We start from the raw sequence: 24,139 nt of genomic DNA, 5'->3' as shown, positions 1-24,139 counted from the left end.
ATGGATTCGCAACGCAATCTTTTAGTCATCGCTTTGCTGTTCGTGTCTTTCATGATCTGGCAAGCTTGGGAGCAGGATAAAAATCCGCAACCTCAGGCCCAACAGACCACGCAGACAACGACCACCGCAGCGGGTAGCGCCGCCGACCAGGGCGTACCGGCCAGTGGCCAGGGGAAACTGATTACGGTTAAAACTGACGTGCTTGATCTGACCATCAACACCCGTGGTGGTGATGTGGAACAGGCTTCACTGCCAGCGTACCCGAAAGAACTGGGTTCAACCGAACCGTTCCAGTTACTGGAAACCACGCCACAGTTCATCTACCAGGCACAAAGTGGCCTGACAGGTCGTGACGGCCCGGATAACCCGGCTAACGGCCCGCGTCCGCTGTACAACGTCGAAAAAGACGCCTTTGTACTGGCTGATGGTCAGAACGAACTGCAGATCCCGATGACCTATACTGACGCAGCGGGTAACACATTCACGAAGACGTTTGTCCTCAAACGTGGTGAATATGCTGTCAACGTTAACTACAGCGTGCAGAACGCCGGCGAGAAACCGCTGGAAGTCTCCACCTTTGGTCAGTTGAAGCAATCCATCAATCTGCCCTCTCATCGCGACACCGGTAGCAGCAACTTTGCACTGCATACCTTCCGTGGCGCAGCGTACTCCACGCCTGATGAGAAGTATGAGAAATACAAATTCGACACCATTGCTGATAACGAAAACCTGAACGTCAATGCTAAAGACGGCTGGGTTGCAATGCTGCAACAGTATTTCGCAACGGCATGGGTTCCGCGTAACGACGGCACCAATAATTTCTACACCGCTAACCTGGGTAATGGCATTGCCGCTATCGGTTATAAATCTCAGCCGGTACTGGTACAGCCAGGTCAGACTGGCGCGATGACCAGCACCCTATGGGTCGGCCCGGAAATTCAGGATAAAATGGCGGCCGTTGCACCGCACCTGGATCTGACCGTGGATTACGGCTGGTTGTGGTTTATCTCTCAGCCGCTGTTCAAACTGCTGAAATGGATCCATAGCTTCCTGGGTAACTGGGGCTTCTCCATCATCGTTATCACCTTTATCGTTCGTGGCATCATGTACCCGCTGACCAAAGCGCAGTACACCTCCATGGCGAAGATGCGTATGCTGCAGCCGAAGATTCAGGCAATGCGTGAGCGTCTGGGCGATGACAAACAGCGTCAGAGCCAGGAAATGATGGCCCTGTACAAAGCTGAGAAGGTTAACCCGCTGGGTGGCTGCTTCCCGCTGATCATCCAGATGCCAATCTTCCTGGCGTTGTACTACATGCTGATGGGCTCCATTGAACTGCGCCATGCGCCGTTCGCACTGTGGATCCATGACCTGTCTGCACAGGACCCGTACTACATCCTGCCGATCCTGATGGGCGTGACGATGTTCTTCATCCAGAAGATGTCTCCGACCACCGTGACCGACCCGATGCAGCAGAAGATCATGACCTTTATGCCGGTCATTTTCACCGTGTTCTTCCTGTGGTTCCCATCAGGTCTGGTGCTGTACTATATCGTCAGCAACCTGGTAACCATTATTCAGCAACAGCTGATTTACCGTGGTCTGGAGAAACGTGGCCTGCATAGCCGCGAGAAGAAAAACTCCTGATTCGGTGTAGGCCGGATTAGGCGAAACCGCCATCCGGCAAACGGAACATAAAGCAAAGGGCGGTCATTAGACCGCCTTTTTTATTGCATGACAAAGAGACATATCATGAGCCATAACGACACCATCGTCGCTCAGGCAACCCCACCGGGACGTGGTGGTGTGGGTATTCTGCGCATCTCCGGCCTGAAAGCCCGCGAGGTCGCCGAAACCGTACTGGGTAAACTGCCAAAACCGCGTTATGCCGACTACCTGCCATTTAAAGACGCGGATGGCAGCGTGCTGGATCAGGGGATTGCGCTGTGGTTCCCTGGCCCGAACTCCTTTACCGGTGAAGACGTCTTAGAGCTTCAGGGTCACGGCGGTCCGGTCATTCTCGATCTGCTGCTTAAACGTATTCTGACCATTCCCGGCCTGCGCATTGCCAGACCGGGTGAGTTCTCCGAGCGCGCATTTCTTAACGATAAGCTCGATTTAGCCCAGGCTGAAGCAATTGCCGATCTGATCGACGCCAGCTCTGAGCAGGCGGCACGCTCGGCGCTAAATTCCTTACAGGGTGCGTTTTCTGCACGAGTCAATCATCTTGTGGAAGCACTCACTCACCTGCGCATCTATGTGGAGGCTGCGATCGATTTTCCTGATGAGGAAATTGACTTCCTGTCTGACGGCAAGATTGAAGCCCAGCTCAATAGCGTAATAGCCGATCTTGATGCCGTGCGTGCCGAAGCACGTCAGGGCAGCCTGCTACGCGAAGGCATGAAAGTGGTGATTGCCGGGCGTCCTAACGCCGGTAAGTCAAGTCTGTTGAACGCCCTCGCTGGCCGTGAAGCAGCTATTGTCACCGATATCGCCGGCACCACCCGCGACGTGCTGCGTGAGCATATCCATATCGACGGTATGCCGTTGCACATCATCGATACCGCCGGTCTGCGCGACGCCAGTGACGAAGTTGAACGCATTGGTATTGAACGCGCCTGGCAGGAGATCGAACAGGCTGACCGCGTACTGTTTATGGTTGATGGCACCACCACCGACGCGGTTGACCCCGCAGACATCTGGCCAGACTTTATTGCGCGTTTACCTGCAAAACTGCCGATTACCGTCGTGCGTAACAAAGCGGATATCACGGGTGAAACGCTGGGTCTCAGCGAAGTAAATGGCCACTCACTGGTTCGCCTCTCCGCGCGTACCGGCGAAGGTGTTGACGTATTGCGCAACCATCTCAAACAGAGCATGGGCTTTGAAACCAATATGGAAGGCGGCTTCCTGGCGCGTCGTCGTCATCTGCAGGCACTGGCAGAAGCAGCGGAACATCTTCAGCAGGGTAAAGCGCAGCTATTAGGAGCATGGGCCGGAGAGTTGTTAGCAGAGGAGTTGCGCCTTGCACAGCAAAACCTCAGTGAGATAACTGGAGAATTTACTTCCGACGATCTGCTGGGGCGGATTTTCTCCAGCTTCTGTATTGGTAAATAACGATGTGTTACCCGGTGGCACGATGCTTACCGGGCCTACAGGCCCCGTAGGCCGGATACGGCAACAGTGATTTCCCATAAGGAAATCACTGTTGTCCAAATGGCAACTCGCACAGACATTCCTCTCCCCGTATTCTTAGCGCCACTTTCCTCATGAGGTCGCTATGACACGCTTTCTAATCTGCAGTTTTGCCCTGGTTCTCCTTTATCCCGCCGGGATTGATATGTATCTGGTGGGATTGCCCCGTATTGCTGCCGATTTACAAGCCAGCGAGGCTCAGTTGCATATCGCGTTCTCGGTCTACCTGGCGGGGATGGCGACGGCAATGTTGTTCGCCGGTAAAATTGCTGACCAGTCGGGTCGTAAACCGGTCGCCATTGTCGGTGCGGTGATCTTTATTATCGCCTCGGCCTTATGTTCATTCGCCGAGAGCGGTACGCCGTTCCTGGTCGGCCGTTTTGTTCAGGGCATCGGGGCAGGTTGCTGCTACGTGGTGGCCTTCGCCATCCTGCGCGATACACTCGACGATCGCCGCCGTGCGAAGGTGCTGTCGCTGCTAAACGGTATCACTTGTATCGTGCCGGTACTGGCTCCGGTGATGGGGCATCTGATTATGCTCAAATACCCCTGGCAGAGCCTGTTCTACACGATGATGGGTATGGGTGTGGTCGTTTGCCTGCTATCAGTGTTTATCCTGCGAGAATCGCGCCCAACGACGCTCCCGGCATCTGTGCAAAAGAACCAAACCACCGAATCACTGGTAAACCGCTTTTTCCTTAGCCGCCTGGCAATTACCACCCTCAGCGTGTCGGTCATCCTGACCTTTGTGAATACCTCTCCGGTGCTGCTGATGGAAGTGATGGGTTTTGACCGCGGTGAGTACGCCACGACAATGGCGATGACCGCGGGTGTCAGTATGGCGGTCTCCTTCTCAACGCCATTCGCACTGAGCATTTTTAAACCCCGCATCCTGATGCTGACTTCACAGGTATTGTTCCTGGCAGCGGGCATCGTGTTAACCCTTGCCAGTACGCACGCTGTAACGTTGTTCGGGTTAACCTTAATCTGCGCCGGATTCTCAGTCGGTTTCGGCGTTGCCATGAGCCAGGCGCTGGGGCCATTCTCGCTGCGCGCAGGCGTCGCCAGCTCGGCATTAGGCATTGCCCAGGTTTGCGGTTCATCGTTATGGATTTGGTTGGCCGCCATCCTCGGTCTCGATGCGCTGAATATGCTGATCGGGATTCTGATTGGCTGTAGCATAGTGAGTATCATGCTGATTATCACTGTTGCACCAAACCGGTCCACGCCAACTCATGAAGAAATCCCTCAGCAGTCTCGATCTTAATTTGCTGCTCTGCCTGCAGTTGTTGATGCAGGAACGCAGTGTCACTAAAACCGCCAAACGGATGAACGTCACGCCGTCGGCGGTCAGCAAATCGCTGTCGAAGCTGAGGGCCTGGTTTGACGATCCGTTGTTTGTTAACACCCCGCTGGGGCTAACACCAACGCCGCTGATGCTCAACATGGAACAGAGCCTGGCGGAGTGGATGCAGATGGGCAATCAATTGCTCGATAAGCCACACCATGAAGCACCACGTGGGCTGAAGTTTGATTTGGTGGCTGAAACGCCGCTGGTGATGATCATGTTTAACGCGCTCTCCCAACAGATCTACCAGCGTTATCCACAGGCAACGATCAAAGTGCGCAACTGGGATTACGATTCGCTGGATGCCATTATCCGTGGCGAGGTCGATATCGGCTTTACCGGGCGTGAAAGTCACCCGCGCTCACGAGAATTGCTGAGTCTGCTACCGTTATCGATCGACCACGAGGTCCTGTTTTCCGATCTCCCCTGCGTCTGGTTACGTGAAGACCATCCGGCATTGCAGGAAGAGTGGAATCTGGAAACATTCCTGCGCTATCCCCATATCAGCATTAGCTGGGAGCAGAGCGACACCTGGGCACTGGACGATGTGCTTCAGGAGATGGGGCGTGCGCGTAACATCGCATTGTGTCTCCCGGGCTTTGAGCAATCGCTGTTTATGGCCGCGCAGCCCGATCACGCATTAATAGCCACCGCCCCGGTCTATTGTCAGCGTTACAACCAACTCCACCAGCTTCCGCTCGTGGCACGTCCAATGCCTTTTGATGCTGCGCAACTGGAAAAAATGCGCGTACCGTTCACCCTCCTTTGGCATAAACGCAACAGCCACAATCCTAAGATCGTATGGCTGAAAGAGACGATCAAGGCACTCTATCGCGAGATGTCATGAAGATCCTTTGCTATATTGTTGTTTTATTGACCTCCCTGGCTGTGGAAATGTAAATGTCGCGTAATGTATCCCGATTCCGTTTACTTTTTGGGCAGTAAAGCCTGCCTATAAGCTGCGTAAATGTTACTCTGATAATAATCACGGACCATTAATCACGGAGCGAAAAATGGCGACACATTTTGCCAGAGGGATTCTTACGGAGGGACACCTGGTTTCAGTTCGTCTCCCTACTCCATGTCATTTTGAAGCAAGAAATCTACCCACTCACCGCCGAACACGCTTTCTGGCCTCCCGAAGCCTTCTCGCTGAACTGATGTTTATGCTTTACGGCACCAGCACATTGCCTGAGATTGTTACCGAGGCGAAAGGGAAACCCATTTTTCGCGATAAAAACCTGCCTGGTTTTTCGATTTCCTATGCCGGGAATATCGTCGGCGTCGCGATTACTACAGAGGGTTCATGCGGCCTGGATATGGAGCTTCAGCGAGCAACCCGCGGGTTCCATACCCCGAATGCTACAGAAACCTACCGCTTTTCCAGCAACGAAAATCTGTGGATCAATAACCAAAACGACCCCAATGAAGCACGTGCTCAACTCATTACGTTACGCCAGAGCGTTCTCAAGCTCACTGGCGACGTGTGCAATGACGATCCACGTGAACTCCAGCTATTACCGGGTGCGGGCCGTCTGAGATGTGCTCACGTTACGCAGATAGAAGCCATTTGCGATGCCGAAGATGTGCTGGTGTGGTCGGTCGCGGTCACGCCAACCATTGAAAAACTCAAGGTTTGGGAGTTTGATGGTAAACAGGACTGGAAAAGCTTGCCTGATATCCAGACCCGCGCGAATGAGCCAACGGGTCGCCTGATCCGGTTTTCACAATTATCCGCAGCAAAAAGCCATACGCTTAACTGATTTAACCTTCATGATGAAACAGGAGTAACCATGTCTGAAACATTGAATGTTGTTACGTTACTGGGGAGCCTGCGCAAGGGTTCGTTTAATGGAATGGTTGCCCGTACGCTGCCAAAAATTGCCCCCGCGGGGATGGAAGTGAATGCGTTACCGTCGATTGGGGATATTCCTCTGTACGATGCCGACCTTCAGCAGGAAGAGGGGTTTCCGGCAAGTGTAGAAGCGCTGGCGGAACAAATCAGGAAGGCTGATGGCGTCGTTATCGTCACGCCGGAATACAACTATTCTGTTCCTGGCGGGCTGAAAAACGCCATCGACTGGCTGTCTCGTCTGCCCGATCAACCATTATCAGGCAAACCGGTGCTAATCCAGACCAGCTCAATGGGCGCCATTGGCGGCGCTCGCTGTCAGTATCATCTGCGCCAAATTCTGGTATTCCTCGATGCGATGGTGATGAACAAGCCAGAGTTTATGGGCGGCGTTATTCAGAATAAAGTAGACCCGCAGACCGGTGAAGTGATCGACCAAAGCACGCTGGACCATCTGACTGGCCAACTGACCGCGTTCGGTGATTATATTCAGCGCGTAAAAGCGTAAAAGAAAAAGCCCAGCGATATGCTGGGCTTGTTTTGCTATGGTCGAATAGACAGCGATTAATGCGCGTCGATAAACACAATCTTCAACACAAACAGCAGCGCAACAACGATGACGCACGGGCTGAGATCGCGGAAACGGCCAGTACCAATTTTCATCACGCAGTAGGAAATAAAGCCCAGCGCGATGCCTTCAGTGATGGAGAAGCTAAACGGCATCATCACAGCGGTAATAAACGCCGGAACAGCTTCAGTCAGATCATCCCACTTCACGCGCGACAGGCTGGACGTCATCAATACGCCCACGTAAATCAGCGCACCCGCTGCGGCATAGCCCGGCACCATTCCCGCCAACGGTGACAGGAAGATAACCAGCAGGAACAGCAGACCGACAACCACGGCTGTCAGACCTGTACGTCCACCGACAGAAACCCCGGAAGAGGATTCAATATATGCGGTAACGGAAGAAGTGCCGATAAACGCACCGGTAACAGACGACACGCTATCGACAAACAGAGCCTGCTTCATGCGCGGGAACTTGCCCTTGGCATCTGCCAAACCCGCTTTATCTGTGACGCCAATCAACGTACCGGAGGAGTCAAACAGGTTCACCAGCATGAACGAGAAAATAACGCCCGCCAGACCAATGTTAAATGAACCCGCCAGGTCAACATGACCAATAACAGACGTGACGCTCGGCGGCGCAGAAACGATACCGCTGTAATGAACATCACCCAACATCCATCCTAACAGCGTGGTCACAATAATGGAGATCAGCACTGCCGCGTGAATGTTGCGTGATGCCAGAATCGCGATGATAAAGAATCCCAGAATCCCCAACAGCACGCTATGGGAAGTCAGGTTACCGATGGAAACCAGCGTGTCTTTGTTCGCAACAATAACACCGGCATTTTTCAGCCCCATCATGCCGATGAACAGGCCGATACCGCTGGTGATGCCCACGCGCAGACTGACCGGGATATTCGCAATCATCCAGTAGCGTACGCGGAAAATCGTCAGCAGCAGCAGACCAATTGCGCCCCAGAAGATCGCGCCCATACCAATCTGCCATGACAGCCCCATCGCACCGACCACCACGAAGGCAAAGAATGCGTTCAGCCCCATGGCAGGTGCCAGTGCAACCGGCAGGTTGGCAAACAGCCCCATCAGGATGCTACCAAATGCAGCAATAAGACAGGTGGTAACAAAGACGGCGCTGGTGTCCATGCCAGCTACGCCAAGAATTTGCGGGTTAACAAAAACGATATACACCATCGTCAGGAAGGTGGTTAAACCGGCGATCACTTCGGTCCGTGCCGTCGTGCCATGCTCGCGCAGTTTGAACACGCGTTCCAGCATCCCCTGGCCAGAAGCCTGGGTTGTGTGTTGTTGACTCATTATCAATTTCCGAACAAGGAGGGAAAATTCGTCGCTATCCTATACCAAAATGCGACAATAGGGTTGGGTTATGAGCAACTTTTTTCATTGATTTTGCTTATACGGCAACGATTGCGTCCCCCCAATATGCATTACGAAAACGTTAAACTTGTTAAAATGGAAATGACATGTCCCAGATAGAAGCCGTATTTTTTGACTGTGACGGTACCCTTGTCGACAGTGAAGTAATTTGTTCTCGCGCGTATGTCAGCATGTTCCAGGCGTTCGGCATTACGCTCGATCTTGAAGAGACGTTTAAACGCTTCAAGGGGGTAAAGCTCTACGAAATCATCGACATTATTAACGAAGAACACGGTGTCGAACTGGCAAAAGCCGAGTTAGAACCGGTTTACCGTGCTGAGGTCGCACGTCTGTTCGATACCGAGCTGGAAGTCATTGCTGGTGCGAACACACTGCTGGACAGCATGGCTGTGCCAATGTGCGTGGTGTCTAACGGTCCGGTCAGCAAAATGCAGCATTCATTGGGTAAGCTGGGCATGTTGCATCATTTTCCTGATTTACTGTTCAGCGGTTATGATATTCAGCGCTGGAAGCCTGACCCGGCACTGATGTTCCATGCGGCGAAAGCGATGAACGTCAACGTTGAGAATTGTATCCTGGTCGATGACTCCAGTGCGGGTGCCCAGGCGGGGATTGCTGCAGGAATGGAGGTTTTTTACTTCTGCGCCGATCCGCACAACAAACCGATCGATCATCCTAAAGTGACGACCTTTACCGATTTGGCACAGTTGCCGGAATTGTGGAAGGCGCGGGGTTGGGATATTACGCGGTAATTTTTTGTAGGCCCGGTAAGCATGCGCCACCGGGCGAATGGCGCAGAATGCCGGATGCGGCTTAACGCCTTATCCGGCCTACAATAGCGACGCCGGGGGATCCCGGCGAACGCAACAAGCCGCTTATTCCTTCGGATCTTTACCCGCCAGCAGCTTATCCAGCTCATCCCCGCCCACGTGACGGAAATCTTGCCCCTTCACGAAGTAGAAAATGTATTCGCAGATATTCTGACAACGGTCACCGATACGCTCGATAGAACGCGCGCAAAACAGCGCGGTCAGCACGCTTGGAATGGTGCGCGGGTCTTCCATCATGTAGGTCATCAACTGGCGCACAATGCCTTCATATTCCTGGTCGACTTTCTTATCTTCACGGTAGATACGTACCGCTTCATCCAGATCCATACGCGCAAAGGCATCCAACACGTCGTGCAGCATCTGCACGGTGTGACGGCCCAGCGACTCCAGACTGACCAACAGCGGTTGATGCTGCTGGGAGAATTTCTCCAGCGCAGTACGGCAGATTTTATCCGCGACGTCACCAATACGCTCCAGCTCAGCGATGGTTTTGATGATCGCCATCACCAGGCGCAGGTCGCTCGCTGTCGGCTGACGTTTGGCGATGATACGCACGCAGGCTTCATCAATCGCCACTTCCATCATGTTGACGTTTTTATCGCCCTCAATGACGCGCTTCGCCAGATCGCTGTCCTGATTGTGCATGGCGGTAATCGCATCAGAAAGCTGCTGCTCAACCATGCCGCCCATAGTCATCACCTGGGTACGAATGCTCTCCAGTTCAGCGTTGAACTGACCGGAAATATGTTTATTAAGGTTAAGGTTATCCATCATTTCTCCAGATGCCCGGGCATATCAACCGTAGCGGCCAGTAATGTAGTCTTCTGTTTGTTTCTTCGCGGGTTTGGTGAACAGATCGTCCGTGTTGCTGAACTCAATCAACTCGCCCAGGTACATAAACGCCGTATGGTCAGAACAACGCGCAGCCTGCTGCATGTTGTGGGTGACGATAACGACGGTGTAATCCTCTTTCAGCTCAGTGATCAGCTCTTCAATACGCCCGGTGGAGATCGGGTCAAGCGCTGAACACGGTTCATCAAGCAGAAGCACTTCCGGGCGAATGGCGATACCACGCGCAATGCACAAACGCTGCTGCTGACCACCGGAGAGAGAGTATCCGCTCTGGTGTAATTTATCTTTGGTTTCATTCCACAATGCGGCTTTGGTCAACGCCCACTGCACGCGCTCGTCCATATCGGCACGGGAAAGCTTCTCAAACAGACGCACGCCAAACGCGATGTTGTCGTAGATAGACATCGGAAACGGCGTTGGCTTCTGGAAAACCATGCCGACTTTGGCACGCAGCAGCGCGATATCCTGGGTATTGGTGAGAATATTGTCACCATCCAACAGGATTTCACCTTCCGCACGCTGCTCCGGGTACAGTTCAAACATTTTGTTGAAGGTACGCAGCAGCGTTGATTTACCACAGCCTGACGGCCCGATAAACGCCGTTACCTGGTTCTTCGCAATATCCAGGTTGATGTTCTTCAGGGCATGGAATTTGCCATAGTAGAAGTTCAAATCACGAACCTGAATCTTACCTGGGGCAGTATCAACCATACTCATTTCAATCTCTTCCTCATCCGGCGCCGCATCAGCCACGCCGTAAAAATTAACCGTGTTTCTTCTTCGCGAAAATCACACGCGCCAGAATGTTCAGCAGCAGTACGCACAGGGTAATAATCAGTACCCCAGCCCAGGCCAGTTGCTGCCATTCAGCAAATGGGCTCATCGCAAACTTAAAGATAGTGACCGGCAGGTTGGCGATTGGCTGCATCATGTCAGTGCTCCAGAATTGGTTGGAGAGCGACGTAAACAGCAGCGGAGCCGTTTCACCAGCAATACGGGCAATTGCCAGCAGAATACCGGTAATAATGCCCGACACAGACGCCTTCAGGGTGATCGCGGAAATCATCTTCCACTTTGGTGTACCCAACGCATAGGCGGCTTCTCGCAGACTATCCGGCACCAGTTTGAGCATGTTCTCAGTGGTACGAATAACGATAGGTACCTGCAGCAGCGCCAGCGCAATCACGCCCGCCCAGCCGGAGAAGTGTTCCATTTTTGCCACCACGATGGTGTAAACGAACAGACCGACCACAATCGATGGTGCAGACAACAGGATATCGTTGATAAAGCGGATGACTTCAGCCAGCCAGGACTTACGTCCGTATTCCGCCAGGTAGATGCCCGCCATAATACCGAGCGGTGTACCAAACACGGTCGCCCACAGAATTAACAGTCCGCTACCGGCAAGCGCGTTCGCCAGACCACCACCCGCGGTGTTCGGCGGCGGGGTCATTTCGGTGAACAGTGCCAGCGACATACCGTCAATGCCACGGGTAATCGTGGACATCAGGATCCAGATAAGCCAGAACAGACCAAATGCCATCGTCGCCATCGAGAGCGTCAGCGCGATGCGGTTCTTCAGACGTCGACGCGCCTGCATTTTACGGCGTGATTCTGCCAGTGCGGCGGTGTTTTGCATTTCCAGCGTAGCCATTAGCGTGCCCCCTCGTTTTTCGCAAGGCGCATGATCATGAACTTAGACGCTGCCAGTACGATGAAGGTGATCACAAACAGGATCAGACCCAGTTCCATCAGTGCCGCAACATGCAGACCCGATTCCGCTTCAGCAAATTCGTTTGCCAGCGCAGAGGTGATACTGTTGCCCGGCATATACAGCGATGCGCTGTCGAGTTGGTAGGTGTTACCGATGATAAAGGTCACCGCCATGGTTTCGCCCAACGCGCGGCCAAGCCCCAGCATTACGCCGCCAATGACACCGTTTTTAGTGAACGGCAGAACGATACGCCAGATAACTTCCCAGGTAGTACAGCCAATACCGTAAGCTGACTCTTTCATCAGTACCGGCGTTTGCTCGAACACATCACGCATAACCGCCGCAATGTACGGGATGATCATGATGGCGAGGATCACACCAGCAGCCAGAATACCGATACCAAATGCAGGGCCAGCAAACAGTGCGCCAACAAACGGAATGTTGGAAAGAATATTACCGACCGGCTCCTGGAAATACGTCGCAAACAACGGGGCAAAGATAAACAGGCCCCACATGCCGTAAACGATACTCGGGATCGCCGCCAGCAGCTCAATAGCGATACCCAGCGGGCGTCTAAGCCAGCCAGGTGCAAGTTCCGTCAGGAACAAAGCAATGCCGAAACTCACCGGAACGGCGATCAGCAGTGCGATAAGTGAGGTGACCAACGTACCGTAAATCGGTACCAGTGCGCCGTAGATATCATTTGGCGCATCCCAGTCTTTGGTCCAAAGGAATGAGAAGCCAAATTTCTGGATGCTTGGCCAGGAGGAGATGATCAGAGAGACAATAATGCCACCCAACATCAATAGCACAATCAGCGCAGCCAGTTTTACCAGCGCGCTGAATATCATGTCACCCTTTTTACCCGGTGGGTTAAAAGCAGGCTTGGTTGCAGCCATAAATCACTCTTCTGTTTGAGACGTCTTACGAATATGCCCGGTGGCGCTGGCGCTTACCGGGCCTACAGGATGAACCGTAGGGCGGGAAAGCACCAGCGCCACCCGCCATCTTCGTCAAAAATATCCTGTTAGTACAGCGCTTTACCGCTGCTGTCTTTCACGTTGGTCTTCCATGCAGCACGAATCTGCTCAACCACGCTGTCCGGCAAGCTGGCGTAATCCAGGTCATTAGCCTGTTTGCCGCCATTTTTATATGCCCAGTCAAAGAATTTCAGCACTTCAACGCCTTGCTCTGGTTTCTTCTGCTCTTTATGAACCAGGATGAAGGTGGTGGAAGTGATTGGCCACGCATTGTCACCTTTCTGGTTCGTCAGATCCTGAGCGAAGGTTTTGCTCCAGTCAGCACCTTTAGCCGCATTGGCAAAGTTTTCTTCTGTCGGGCTTACCGGTTTGCCATCAGCAGAAACCAGTTTGGTGTATGCCAGGTTGTTCTGCTTAGCATAAGCATACTCAACGTAGCCGATAGAGCCTGGCAGACGCTGTACGAACGCAGCGATACCGTCGTTACCTTTACCGCCCAGACCGGTCGGCCAGTTCACGGTAGAGCCTGCGCCAATTTTAGATTTCCACTCTTCGTTCACTTTCGCCAGGTAGCTGGTGAAGACGAAGGAGGTACCGGAACCATCTGCACGACGCACAACGGCAATGTTCTGAGAAGGCAGCTTCAGACCCGGGTTCAGTTTGGTGATGGCTTCATCATCCCACTTCTTAATTTTGCCGAGGTAGATATCGCCCAAGGTTTTACCGTCAAGCACCAGCTCACCGGACTTCAGGCCAGGGATATTCACCGCCAGCACCACACCGCCGATCACTGTCGGGAACTGGAACAGGCCTTCCTGAGCCAACTTCTCGTCAGATAACGGCGCATCTGATGCACCGAAATCAACGGTATTTGCGGTAATTTGTTTTACACCACCGGAGGAGCCGATACCCTGGTAGTTTACTTTGCTACCGGTCTCTTTCTGATAAGTATCAGCCCATTTGGCATACACTGGCGCAGGAAAAGTTGCACCAGCACCTGTCAGGCTCGCTGCAGCAAAGGCAGAGAACGCGCTCATAGATAAGGTCGCGGCGACAACAGTTGCGACAGTGGTACGCATAACTTTCATAATGTCTCCTGCAAGATTTTCGTAAATCATTGTTTAGTGGCTACGATGAGCAAAATAGGACAAACAGGTGACAGTTAAATGTACGAAATATGACAGTTTTATGACAACGAAATAGATGATTGTAACCACATGAAAAATATAGCCATTAATTCACAAGGCGTTCATTTTTTATCATGTTTTTTTTGAGGAAGGTCAGGTTCCGAAGGGGAAATATGACAACGGCTGTCATAAACAGCCGCTGATGGGTTAGTTAGTGAATTCAATAGTCAGTGTTGCCGTTGCGGTAAATATGCCCGGTTTTGGTCGGGAGCCCGTCAGGCTGGCAGGCGCCGCCGAAAAGGTCACTGAACCATTTTTATGTCCTAACAGTGTGGTTCGGTCCATATCTGTTGGCAGCGATCCACCGTTAACATCAATAGCCACATTGTTTTTGTTGTAGATCTTAATCCCCACGTCTTCATTGCTGGTTGCCATTATTGAACTATCGCTGCCCAGCTCAGTGGCATTGAATGAAACATCTACACCCTGCGTTCTGTCGTCGCCCATGCCGGTGCACTCGACATCCACCATTTTAGTGATTTTGCGCGTGGTAATAGCCTGCCCGGCCACCTGAGAAAAATCAGACGCCGGGATGGCATCAAAATCCACGGTAATATCTTGTCCACCGTTGATCGTACAGGACTGCGGAGCCACCAAACTTCCTTTAATTCTGACCTTCGCGATAATATCGCCCCGCGACGAGGTACTGGAAAGCCCGGCATATAGCACAGCAATATCTGTTGAAGGAATGACCACTACACCAGTAATAGAGTGCTTCAGATGGAAGGAGAGTCGGGCGTCGGTGCCTGTATCGAGAGTGACGCTTTTCGCATTTGTACTCATCCCTTCACAGGTGTGCGAAGTTGTCGCCGCAACCTGATTAGAGACATTCTCAAAAGGCACGCCGGTATAACCCGCATTTATGATATAAATTTTTGTACCCACATCCAGATAATCATTAAGGGAGTAAAAAGATAACCCATTAGTCGTTTGGCTATAGACCATGCCAGGTGCAGGATCGGCGGTATAGTAAATTTCGTGATACGTCCCATCACGATGCGCCACATCGCAGGTACACTGGATATTATAACTTTCACTGGAAGTCGCATCGGCCACATTCATCAACGTCGTTCCCGCTACATTTTTATCCGCGGAGACTTGTGTCAGTGGGAAAGTCAGACTAAGTATATGCGTACCGGATGTTGTTTCACACGTTCCCGCAACAGCCGCATAGCCAGTCGACGTTCCCATCAAAAATAACGCCACACAGTAGGCGTAATACCCTGTTTTCATCATGATATCCTTCTCACTGGCAGGTTACTGGAACCTGAATTAGTCCATTCATTCCCTGTTGATCAACCTGGTATGCCGCATGACAGCGTTTTGCGCCCCCTTCTCCCCAGACCAACTGGAAGTCCCCTTTTTCCGGCATCCCGGCAAGGTATAACTCACCATTATCACCAACAATTCCAGTGACTACACCGGAGTCCAGTTGAGCCGTAGCAATGGCACCAAAAGGAACCGCTTTTCCGCCAGCCAGGCGCGCATCAAATAAAATTCGATAACCAACATGCGTCGTAAATGCAGCCTTCACAACGGCACCACGCGTTGGCACGACGTTAACTACGGTGTTATCCAACTCAACGTTAGCCTGTGAAAAATAATCACTGTCGATAGCGACACGGTTTTCATCATATGGCGTTAATTGCGTCTTCACGGTGTAGCCTTGCCAGTCCGTCGCCACACCTGTCGTATTCTCAACCTTCAGACCCTCCGCACCGGGAGCCTGTACCAGTGCTACCGTTTCACCCAGTTCTTGCGACAATGTAATGCCATCACCGTGGAGCATCACGCCACCTTTAACACCGTAGCTAAAGCGTTCAGTCTCCTGACTCCAGGCATAAGCACCATTAACCGAGCCATAAGTACCGTCATAGGCCAGACTCATATTGCCGTTGTAGCTGGAACCACTGTTGTCATAAGACTGTTGCAGATTCCAGGAGAGGTTGCGCCCTTCAAGTAACGAGCCGCCAAGACCGACACTGTGGGTGCTGTTACCATGATTATCCTGATTCAGGGAGTAATCCACATAGCTGCCGTCCATCCATCCTGACAACGGAACAGAGACGGTGAACATATAAATCTGTTCTTTGCTGGCGTTGCTGTTGTTGGTGTTTGTTGAAGTGGAATAATGGTCAAGTGAATCGGAATAATTCCATGAGATGCTCCATGAGACACGATGCCAGGTATTGCTGTATCCCATTTGCACAAGACGTTCGACCTCATCCGTTTGCCAGTACTGCTGCCGGCTAAGGGTGATATATACATTGCCGCCTTGCTGACCAAAATTTTGCGTCCACGTCCCTTCTACACGGCTGCGGCGGTTACCATAAACCCAAAAATCGCTGGCATCGTTTTGTCGCGATGCCCATTCGTTAAGCGTGTAGTATCCCTTTGTGGAATAGCGATATCCCACCAGCCGAAAGTTAGTATCTGTTTCATCAAAACGCTTGGAATAGAGAAAGCGATACGATTGCCCAGTTTCGTCATCACCAGCCGCAAAATATGCGTGCGCATGGGTAACATCAAACGAGAGTGCCCCCAACGCCCCTAAATCCTTGCCTACGCCAAGCGCCAGCGCACGATAATCATTCGCCAGTTGTGCACCACCATAAATAGTCATTCCCCACGGCAGACCGTGCAGAATCTGCCCCTGAGCGACATTCGGTGTAAAATGGTCCTCCGCACGCAGTTCACCAACGCTGAAATCCACATCTGTTTGCCCTTCACGCTTTAAGATCGCCAGAGAGGCATACGGCTGTGTAAAGTGCTGCTCACTGCCATCTTCTTCTTTAACCGTAACATCCAGATCGCCGCCCGTATTCGCCGTACTCAGATCGGTAATCTCAAAAGCACCCTGTGGCACAGCGGACTGATAAATGACATATCCGCTTTGTCGGATAATGACGGTCGCATTGCTTTTTGCGATACCGCGAACCGTAGGAGCAAAGCCGTTCATACTATCTGGCAGCATATCCGCATCGGTATATAGACGAATGCCGCGAATCTGGGCGCTGTCGAAAATATCACTGGCCGTCCAGGCATCACCCAGCATTATCTGGCTACGCAGTGCCGCTATATCGCGCTGGATATATGACGAAACCGAATGATAGCTGGCCTGGCCATCCGTCGTGTTGAGCGTGCTGTAGTTGCGCAAACGCCAGGCACCCAGATTGAGACCGTTTTGCAGGTTCAGGTAGTAATAGTCATCATCCTGATAATCAGATCGTAGTGTTTTACTCCCGGAGAAATCATAGTTCACCATTAGCGCGTTAATCCCCTCATCCCAACGAGAAGGGGGAATGTAATCTCGCGCGGCAAGATCGAGATAAAGCTGTGGAATATTGATACGCAGCGCTAACTTCTCGCCATCCAGCACCCATTGCGAACCGGGGATTAACGGTTCAGGATCCCGACACTGTTTCTCATCGATTTGAGTGAGTGATTTCAGCGCATCTACTTTTACCCCAAAAGCTCTCAGCGCCTCCTTTACATCAACAAAACAGGGATGAAGTGTCGCGCCTGCCGCATCCTGAACAAAAGATATCGTACGGCTTTCAAATAACCGGTCGTTGATAAATACATCCACCTTATACTCGCCGGGCGGTAACGCATTCTGGCGATCGAACTGGCGAATATCCACATTCATGGGGTGATCGATTTCAAGCAAGGCGGGGTTAAAAACGGTATCTTGTGCCATAACGATCTGAGAAAACCCCAAAGCGGCACAGCCAAAAAAGATATCGACATAACGAAGATGACACATTGGCGTTATCCTTCGTTATAGCTGTTGCTTTAACGGCGCACTTATCGCCCCGTAATCATTGATAAATCTCCAGGTCAACGTGCTCCCCGCTGTTCCTGAAGGCATCACCAGCGTTAATGTTGTAAAGGGTGGGATCATATTGAGAGGCACATCTTTTCCATTCACAAGCACGTCCATGATATTGACGTGAATCGCTGTTGGGTTTTTGACGATTAGCTTATTACCCTGGCGGCTGAATAGAATCTCTTTAGCCGCTCGTTCCGGGATTAAGTTGACTGACGCAGGGCGCCAGAACAGTTTAATTCGAGCTTTAATAGCAATTTCCAGCGTGCTACCCCCCTGGCTTTTATCACCAGCAGTGGGTGGAATACTCTTCACGTTTAACCAAAAAACGGATTCGCGATCGCCCGGTAACTCTCCCGGTGATTTGATAATGCGTAAAACTTTTTCCTGTCCAGGTTCCAGTCGGGAAACGGGAGGAATAGCGATAAAAGGTGGTTTTGTTTTGTCTTTTTTATCAAAAGGATCAACCCAGACCTGAAGCAGGTAAGGCGTTTTAGTTTCTTTATTAAATACGGAGAGAGTAACATCTGACTTATCGCCAGGATAAATCAACCGTGTTCCACCAACTACAATACCGGCATTTACCTGCGAGAGAAAGGTAACAGTCAGCAACGCCAAAAGGATACGCCAAAACATCTTTTCATCCTTAAAAAAGAGCCCGAAATATTAATGATTCCATTACTAATCAATTAACAGATAACGTAATAACACCATCACCATATAACAGGCTCTACTGCCTGATAATAAATACGTTCAGGATTATTTATTTTTGATATTCAACGGTAAACTGAGAGTCGGCATTCGCGGTTCCTGCCGTCACAGCATCAGCAACCTGAATATAACGAGCAATAAACTTTAACTCCACCTCACCTGACTGAATATTTGACCAGGATGAATCATTAAACAGTTTAACCTGAGAGTTATCGTCACGGTTATAAATACGAATCCCGACGCCAGTAGCAACCAGTGGATCAGCGGCATCCCCAGTATAGTCGCCAGGCGTGACATCCGTTAACGGGTTGCCAATAGCCAGATTGCCATCACCAACCTCTGTACCATCAAAGCGAACAGCTGCTTTCGTGTAAGTCTCAGGACATTTTTCCAGCTTGATGCTAAATGATGCTGGTGCAGCGGTACTATCCACACCAGAAAATGAGGTTTTATTAACTTTACCTAGCTCAACAACCTGATCTTTTGTATCGGTAGTCACCTCACAGGTACTGTCAACGATCTCACCGAGAAAATGTACAGTCCCATCCGCAGCCATTACCTGACCCGTAAATATTAATGAGGAGAGCAGTAAAGCACGAACGGTCAATTTTCCTTCCATTATAAACTCCATTATATAAACTTTAATATTCTATCAATTTAATAAATAGGATTAATATTACTCCAGTTAAAACAGGGAGATCATACTGCGGGGAAAATAGAGTTCACAAGTACAAATAAGCTTATTTAATTTATATTAAATAAAGTACCGGAAGGAATAATTGAATAATCTGATATATTTCCAATAACATAGCGACATCACATTATATATAAAACAAATGATAACACACGTCGCCATTCAGAATAACATTAACAAAGCATTTTTTCAGAATAAATTTATTCACAACAGATTTTATAGCTTACTATTTTTAACAAATACAACTGACAAACAACAAGTACTATTTATTCCACCAAAAAATGAACATTTAATGCGACTGTTCTGTTTTTAAACAAAAAAAGGGAGTTACCATTACGGCAACTCCCTTTAAGGTTTACAACAAAAATTTATTCAACAGTAACCGATTTTGCCAGGTTACGCGGCTGATCCACGTCAGTACCTTTAATCAGCGCGACGTGATACGCAAGCAACTGCAGCGGAACGGTATAGAAGATCGGTGCAATCACCTCTTCCACATGCGGCATCTCGATGATGTGCATATTTTCATTACTGATAAATCCTGCATCCTGATCAGCGAAGACGTACAACTGGCCGCCACGGGCACGCACTTCTTCAATGTTGGATTTCAGTTTTTCCAGCAACTCATTGTTCGGTGCAACCACGATAACCGGCATATCAGCGTCAATCAGCGCCAGCGGACCATGCTTCAGTTCACCAGCGGCATACGCTTCTGCGTGAATATAAGAAATCTCTTTCAGCTTCAGGGCGCCTTCCAGCGCAATAGGGTACTGATCACCACGACCAAGGAACAGTGCATGGTGTTTGTCAGAGAAGTCTTCCGCCAGTGCAGCAATACGTTTGTCCTGTGACAGCATCTGCTCAATACGGCTCGGCAGCGCCTGCAACCCGTGAACAATCTCTTGTTCAATAGACGCATCCAGCCCTTTCAGACGAGACAGCTTCGCCACCAGCATCAACAGAACTGTCAGCTGGGTGGTAAATGCTTTCGTTGAGGCCACGCCGATTTCGGTCCCGGCATTTGTCATCATCGCCAGGTCAGATTCACGAACCAGAGAAGAGCCAGGAACGTTACAGATTGCCAGCGACCCCAGATAGCCCAGCTCTTTAGATAAGCGCAGACCCGCCAGGGTATCCGCCGTTTCACCGGACTGAGACAGGGTAATCATCAGACTGTTACGACGCACAGCGGATTTGCGATAACGGAACTCAGAAGCAATTTCCACATCACAGGGAATGCCAGCCAGCGACTCAAACCAGTAACGGGATACCATGCCTGAGTTATATGACGTACCGCAGGCAATAATCTGGATATGCTCAACCTGAGACAGCAACGCGTTGGCATTAGGACCAAGCTCACTTAAATCCACTTCGCCATGACTGATACGCCCGGTCAGCGTATTTTTAATCGCGTTCGGTTGCTCATAGATCTCTTTCTGCATGTAGTGGCGATAAATACCTTTTTCGCCCGCGTCATATTGCAGATTAGATTCAATATCCTGACGTTTTACTTCAGCGCCAGTCTTGTCAAAAATAGAGACTGAACGACGCGTTACCTCGGCGATATCACCTTCTTCCAGGAAGATAAAGCGACGGGTTACCGGCAGCAGCGCCAGCTGGTCGGAAGCGATAAAGTTTTCACCCATGCCCAGACCGATAACCAGCGGGCTACCAGAACGCGCCGCCAGCAGTGTTTCAGGATTACGGGTATCCATAATCACCGTACCGTATGCGCCGCGCAATTGCGGAATAGTACGCAGTACCGCTTCACGCAGTGTACCGCCCTGTTCCAGCTCCCAGTGCACCAGGTGAGCAATCACTTCGGTGTCCGTTTCAGATACGAAGGTGTAACCACGCGCTTTCAACATTTCACGCAGCGGTTCATGGTTTTCGATGATGCCGTTATGCACCACCACAATGTGCTCAGAAACATGCGGATGCGCGTTCGCTTCTGAAGGTTCGCCATGTGTTGCCCAGCGGGTGTGGGCGATACCCGTACCACCGTGTAACGGATGTTCTTCCGCTGCAGCAGTCAGCATCTGAACTTTACCCAGACGACGCAGACGGGTCATGTTACCTTCAGCATCAACAACAGCCAGGCCGGCTGAGTCATAACCACGATATTCCAGACGACGTAAACCTTCGAGAAGGATTTCAGCTACATCACGCTGCGCGATAGCGCCAACAATTCCACACATATTTTTTGATTCCGAATTTAGGCATTGTGCCTGTCGTTGTCGGTCAACCTGTTTCCCCTTCGTCTTTCACTCCGTAGCTACGTTGGTTACGCTTGCTACAGCACGAAAAACTTTGGGTAATCCCCGTATTCCGGGTGCCCCGAGCCTTGTAGAGAGTGGGGTTATTTTTATAGGTACTGCTTTTAGAGTGGAGGATTATGTTATCCCCTCATCTCCTGTCTGCCTGATAGCGTAAGCACTTATTAACCTACAAAACGTCGCCGCACGTAGGCCGGATAAGGCAAAACCGCCATCAGGCAAAAATTATTACTTCTTCTTCACCGGGCGCTGCCAGCCCTGTTTATGGACCTGAGGTACACGGCTTAATACGAGTTCGTTATCAGCAATATTACGCGTCACTGTGGTTCCGGCAGCGATCGTCGCGCCTTTACCCACGGTGACGGGAGCCACCAGCTGAGTATCAGAACCGACAAAAACATCATCGCCAATAATGGTTTTAAACTTATTAGCGCCATCGTAGTTACAGGTAATCGTACCCGCGCCGATATTCACGTTATCGCCAATTTCAGCGTCGCCGAGATACGTCAGATGACCCGCTTTAGAACCTTTACCCAGACGCGCTTTTTTCATTTCGACGAAGTTACCCACGTGCGCACCTTCCAGCAGCTCAGCGCCTGGGCGCAGACGCGCAAAAGGCCCGATTGTACAGGCCGCTTCCAGATGGGCATCTTCCACCACGCTGTACGGGCTAAGCTCACAGCCATCGCCAATTACGCTGTTTTTGATAATGCAGCCAGTACCAATCTTGACGCGATCGCCAAGGGTTACGTTGCCTTCAATGATAACGTTAGTATCAATTTCAACATCGCGCCCGTGAATAAGCGAACCGCGAAGATCAAAACGTGCTGGATCGCGCAGCATAACGCCTGCTAACAGCAGTTTCTCTGCTTGTTCGGACTGATAGACACGTTCAAGACGGGATAACTGAAGACGGTTATTCACCCCTTCGGTTTCGCTAATACGTGCCGGATGTACCGCAGCAATTTCGCGACCTTCCTGGTACGCCATCGCAATGATATCGGTGATGTAATATTCACCCTGCACGTTGTTGTTGGTCAGTTTAGACAACCAGCGCTTCATATCAGCGCCATTGGCAATCAGGATGCCGGTGTTAATTTCCTGGATCTGGCGTTGCTCGTCGGTCGCATCTTTGTGCTCAACGATGCCAGTAACTTTGCCGTTATCACGCGTAATGCGCCCATAGCCGGTTGGGTCGTCCAGTTTTACGGTTAATAAGCCAATACCACCCTGAGGTTTAGCATCGCGCAGGCGGCGTAACGTTTCGGTGGAGATTAACGGCACATCGCCATAAAGCATTAAAATGTCTTCGTCATCACCAAAGAACGGTGCAGCCTGCTGCATTGCATGACCGGTTCCCAACTGCTCTGCCTGCAGAACCCAGTTCAGATTGCCATCTTTCAACGTCTGCTGAAGCAAATCACCACCATGCCCGTAGACCAGGTGTACATGAGTTGCGCCTAATTCATTAGCGGCATCAATAACATGCTGCACCATCGCTTTTCCTGCGAGAGTGTGCAGCACTTTAGGAAGATCGGAATACATACGTGTACCTTTGCCTGCGGCAAGGATCACGACGCTCATAGCATTATTCAACATACACATCCTGACTGTCATTTGAGAACGAATTTATACCCTTTCACATTGAAAATACTACATTTTTTTCATCATGAAATGGGCCGAAGATAAAACGTTCAATAGGGGAAAATCCCTAACTATTAACTCACTATTTTCGACTATATCGGCGCCTTTTGTCTCCCAAAAACCAGGAGCATGCTCTTATTAAAGCCTTAGGTTAATGTTTTTGCTATTTTTTTGCCCCATGAATAAAGAATTGGGTAAGCAACGCACGATTTTTTTATATGATTCAGTGACAAGCAGAAAAATGGAGAAGGTAACAATTAGGGGGAGAGGAGGAGTGTACAAACAAGAGGGTAAGGAGCTAAATAAATGGCGCTTGCTCTCAACGATGTGAAGCCTCGCGCCACATAACAGACAGGTATGACTAAACGTCCATACTGCTGAAAAGGGCGATGATTTTGTTGAACAATTTCATGTTGGTATCCTGTTTTTATCTGAGTTAATTATGTGACATATATCACAAAAACAAGTCTACGCTTCATTTTTTAATCGATCAATAGTTATGTGATGCAGATCACATAAAATCAAAACACCTTTTCAGTTTCAAAATATCTAAAACACAGGCAAAAAAAAACCAGCCTGCTAGCAGACTGGTTTTCGTATTTTCAAGCCGGTGTTACATCGCTTTTTTGGTCAACTCGATAACGCGCAGTTTCGCGATCGCTTTGGCCAGTTCCGCAGATGCCTGAGCGTAATCCACGTCACCATGAGAGCTCTTAATATGCTCTTCAGCCTTGCGTTTCGCTTCCAGGGCTCTCGCTTCATCGAGATCCTGACCGCGAATCGCGGTATCAGCCAGTACGGTCACGTTGCCAGGCTGCACTTCAAGAATGCCGCCGGACAGATAGATAAACTCTTCATGACCGAACTGTTTAACGATGCGGATCATACCAGGCTTAATGGCGGTGAGCAGCGGTGCGTGACCCGGGAAAATACCCAGTTCACCTTCACTACCCGTTACCTGGATTTTTTCGACCAGACCAGAGAACATTTGTTGCTCTGCGCTGACGACGTCCAGGTGGTAAGTCATTGCCATATCACCCTCCG

At 50.6% G+C, this 24,139-nt stretch carries 20 protein-coding genes; 7 read left to right on the top strand and 13 right to left on the bottom strand.

The genetic code is table 11. The features are described 5' to 3' along the window. The 6 genes from yidC (at position 1) to QMN38_RS15345 (ending at position 6,903) form a co-directional block, all read left to right on the top strand. Complete coding sequence (gene yidC / locus QMN38_RS15370) at positions 1-1,647, top strand: membrane protein insertase YidC (RefSeq protein ID WP_048213774.1); 1,647 nt, start codon at positions 1-3, stop codon at positions 1,645-1,647. 105 nt (positions 1,648-1,752) lie between these two features. Continuing rightward, the gene (gene mnmE, locus QMN38_RS15365; RefSeq protein ID WP_271441439.1) at positions 1,753-3,117 is read left to right on the top strand and encodes a tRNA uridine-5-carboxymethylaminomethyl(34) synthesis GTPase MnmE; all 1,365 of its coding nucleotides are present in this window, start codon (positions 1,753-1,755) and stop codon (positions 3,115-3,117) included. Positions 3,118-3,280: 163 nt separating this feature from the next. Beyond that, positions 3,281-4,462 (top strand): MFS transporter, encoded by a 1,182-nt coding sequence (locus QMN38_RS15360; protein WP_271441440.1) that lies wholly within the window; start codon positions 3,281-3,283, stop codon positions 4,460-4,462. Further along, the gene (yidZ, locus tag QMN38_RS15355) at positions 4,431-5,390 is read left to right on the top strand and encodes an HTH-type transcriptional regulator YidZ (RefSeq protein ID WP_101742130.1); all 960 of its coding nucleotides are present in this window, start codon (positions 4,431-4,433) and stop codon (positions 5,388-5,390) included. The genes QMN38_RS15360 and yidZ overlap by 32 nt, the downstream gene beginning before the upstream one ends. Before the next feature lie 166 nt (positions 5,391-5,556). Beyond that, complete coding sequence (locus QMN38_RS15350) at positions 5,557-6,306, top strand: 4'-phosphopantetheinyl transferase family protein (protein WP_271449743.1); 750 nt, start codon at positions 5,557-5,559, stop codon at positions 6,304-6,306. 30 nt (positions 6,307-6,336) lie between these two features. Next, positions 6,337-6,903, top strand: a complete 567-nt coding sequence (locus QMN38_RS15345) for an NADPH-dependent FMN reductase (RefSeq protein WP_003827046.1) — start codon at positions 6,337-6,339, stop codon at positions 6,901-6,903. Between the two features lie 56 nt (positions 6,904-6,959). On the opposite strand, the gene QMN38_RS15340 is transcribed toward QMN38_RS15345, so the two are convergent. Next, the gene (locus tag QMN38_RS15340) at positions 6,960-8,297 is read right to left on the bottom strand and encodes an NCS2 family permease (protein WP_202037341.1); all 1,338 of its coding nucleotides are present in this window, start codon (positions 8,295-8,297) and stop codon (positions 6,960-6,962) included. Between the two features lie 167 nt (positions 8,298-8,464). Between QMN38_RS15340 and yieH the strand changes: the two genes are divergently transcribed. Further along, entirely contained in the window at positions 8,465-9,130 is a 666-nt protein-coding gene (yieH, locus tag QMN38_RS15335) for a 6-phosphogluconate phosphatase (RefSeq protein WP_271441444.1), read from the top strand. A 123-nt stretch (positions 9,131-9,253) separates the two neighbouring features. Here yieH and phoU read toward each other — a convergent pair whose 3' ends face one another. The 12 genes from phoU to QMN38_RS15275 all read right to left on the bottom strand — a co-directional run bounded on the left by phoU (position 9,254) and on the right by QMN38_RS15275 (position 24,128). Then, complete coding sequence (gene phoU / locus QMN38_RS15330) at positions 9,254-9,979, bottom strand: phosphate signaling complex protein PhoU (protein WP_006687755.1); 726 nt, start codon at positions 9,977-9,979, stop codon at positions 9,254-9,256. 24 nt (positions 9,980-10,003) lie between these two features. Then, positions 10,004-10,777, bottom strand: a complete 774-nt coding sequence (gene pstB / locus QMN38_RS15325) for a phosphate ABC transporter ATP-binding protein PstB (protein ID WP_003023821.1) — start codon at positions 10,775-10,777, stop codon at positions 10,004-10,006. A gap of 46 nt (positions 10,778-10,823) precedes the next feature. After that, positions 10,824-11,714, bottom strand: a complete 891-nt coding sequence (gene pstA, locus QMN38_RS15320; RefSeq protein ID WP_271441445.1) for a phosphate ABC transporter permease PstA — start codon at positions 11,712-11,714, stop codon at positions 10,824-10,826. Continuing rightward, a complete protein-coding gene (pstC, locus tag QMN38_RS15315) occupies positions 11,714-12,673 on the bottom strand; it encodes a phosphate ABC transporter permease PstC (RefSeq protein WP_048213782.1) in 960 nt (319 codons plus the stop codon). The genes pstA and pstC overlap by 1 nt, the downstream gene beginning before the upstream one ends. 128 nt (positions 12,674-12,801) lie before the next feature. After that, the gene (gene pstS / locus QMN38_RS15310) at positions 12,802-13,842 is read right to left on the bottom strand and encodes a phosphate ABC transporter substrate-binding protein PstS (protein WP_005121464.1); all 1,041 of its coding nucleotides are present in this window, start codon (positions 13,840-13,842) and stop codon (positions 12,802-12,804) included. A gap of 246 nt (positions 13,843-14,088) precedes the next feature. Continuing rightward, positions 14,089-15,177: a fimbrial protein gene (locus QMN38_RS15305; RefSeq protein ID WP_323605299.1), complete on the bottom strand. Its 1,089-nt coding sequence runs from the start codon at positions 15,175-15,177 to the stop codon at positions 14,089-14,091. 10 nt (positions 15,178-15,187) lie between these two features. Beyond that, the gene (locus QMN38_RS15300) at positions 15,188-17,707 is read right to left on the bottom strand and encodes a fimbria/pilus outer membrane usher protein (protein ID WP_271455480.1); all 2,520 of its coding nucleotides are present in this window, start codon (positions 17,705-17,707) and stop codon (positions 15,188-15,190) included. A 15-nt stretch (positions 17,708-17,722) separates the two neighbouring features. Continuing rightward, positions 17,723-18,406 carry a fimbrial chaperone gene (locus QMN38_RS15295; protein WP_323605298.1) on the bottom strand — a complete coding sequence of 228 codons (684 nt, stop codon included), beginning with the start codon at positions 18,404-18,406 and terminating at the stop codon, positions 17,723-17,725. Between the two features lie 127 nt (positions 18,407-18,533). Next, on the bottom strand, positions 18,534-19,100 hold the full coding sequence (locus QMN38_RS15290; RefSeq protein ID WP_271455482.1) for a chaperone-usher fimbrial major subunit: 567 nt from the start codon (positions 19,098-19,100) through the stop codon (positions 18,534-18,536). Positions 19,101-19,543: 443 nt separating this feature from the next. After that, positions 19,544-21,373: a glutamine--fructose-6-phosphate transaminase (isomerizing) gene (gene glmS / locus QMN38_RS15285; protein ID WP_005121462.1), complete on the bottom strand. Its 1,830-nt coding sequence runs from the start codon at positions 21,371-21,373 to the stop codon at positions 19,544-19,546. 306 nt (positions 21,374-21,679) lie between these two features. Continuing rightward, the gene (glmU, locus tag QMN38_RS15280) at positions 21,680-23,050 is read right to left on the bottom strand and encodes a bifunctional UDP-N-acetylglucosamine diphosphorylase/glucosamine-1-phosphate N-acetyltransferase GlmU (protein ID WP_271442714.1); all 1,371 of its coding nucleotides are present in this window, start codon (positions 23,048-23,050) and stop codon (positions 21,680-21,682) included. 658 nt (positions 23,051-23,708) lie between these two features. After that, entirely contained in the window at positions 23,709-24,128 is a 420-nt protein-coding gene (locus QMN38_RS15275) for a F0F1 ATP synthase subunit epsilon (protein ID WP_005121460.1), read from the bottom strand. Between the last annotated feature and the right edge of the window lie 11 nt (positions 24,129-24,139).

The organism is Citrobacter sp. R-1.5.2 (assembly GCF_035064245.1).
In the GTDB taxonomy this organism is placed as follows: Bacteria; Pseudomonadota; Gammaproteobacteria; order Enterobacterales; family Enterobacteriaceae; genus Citrobacter.
This window is presented reverse-complemented; position numbering and strand designations above follow the sequence as displayed.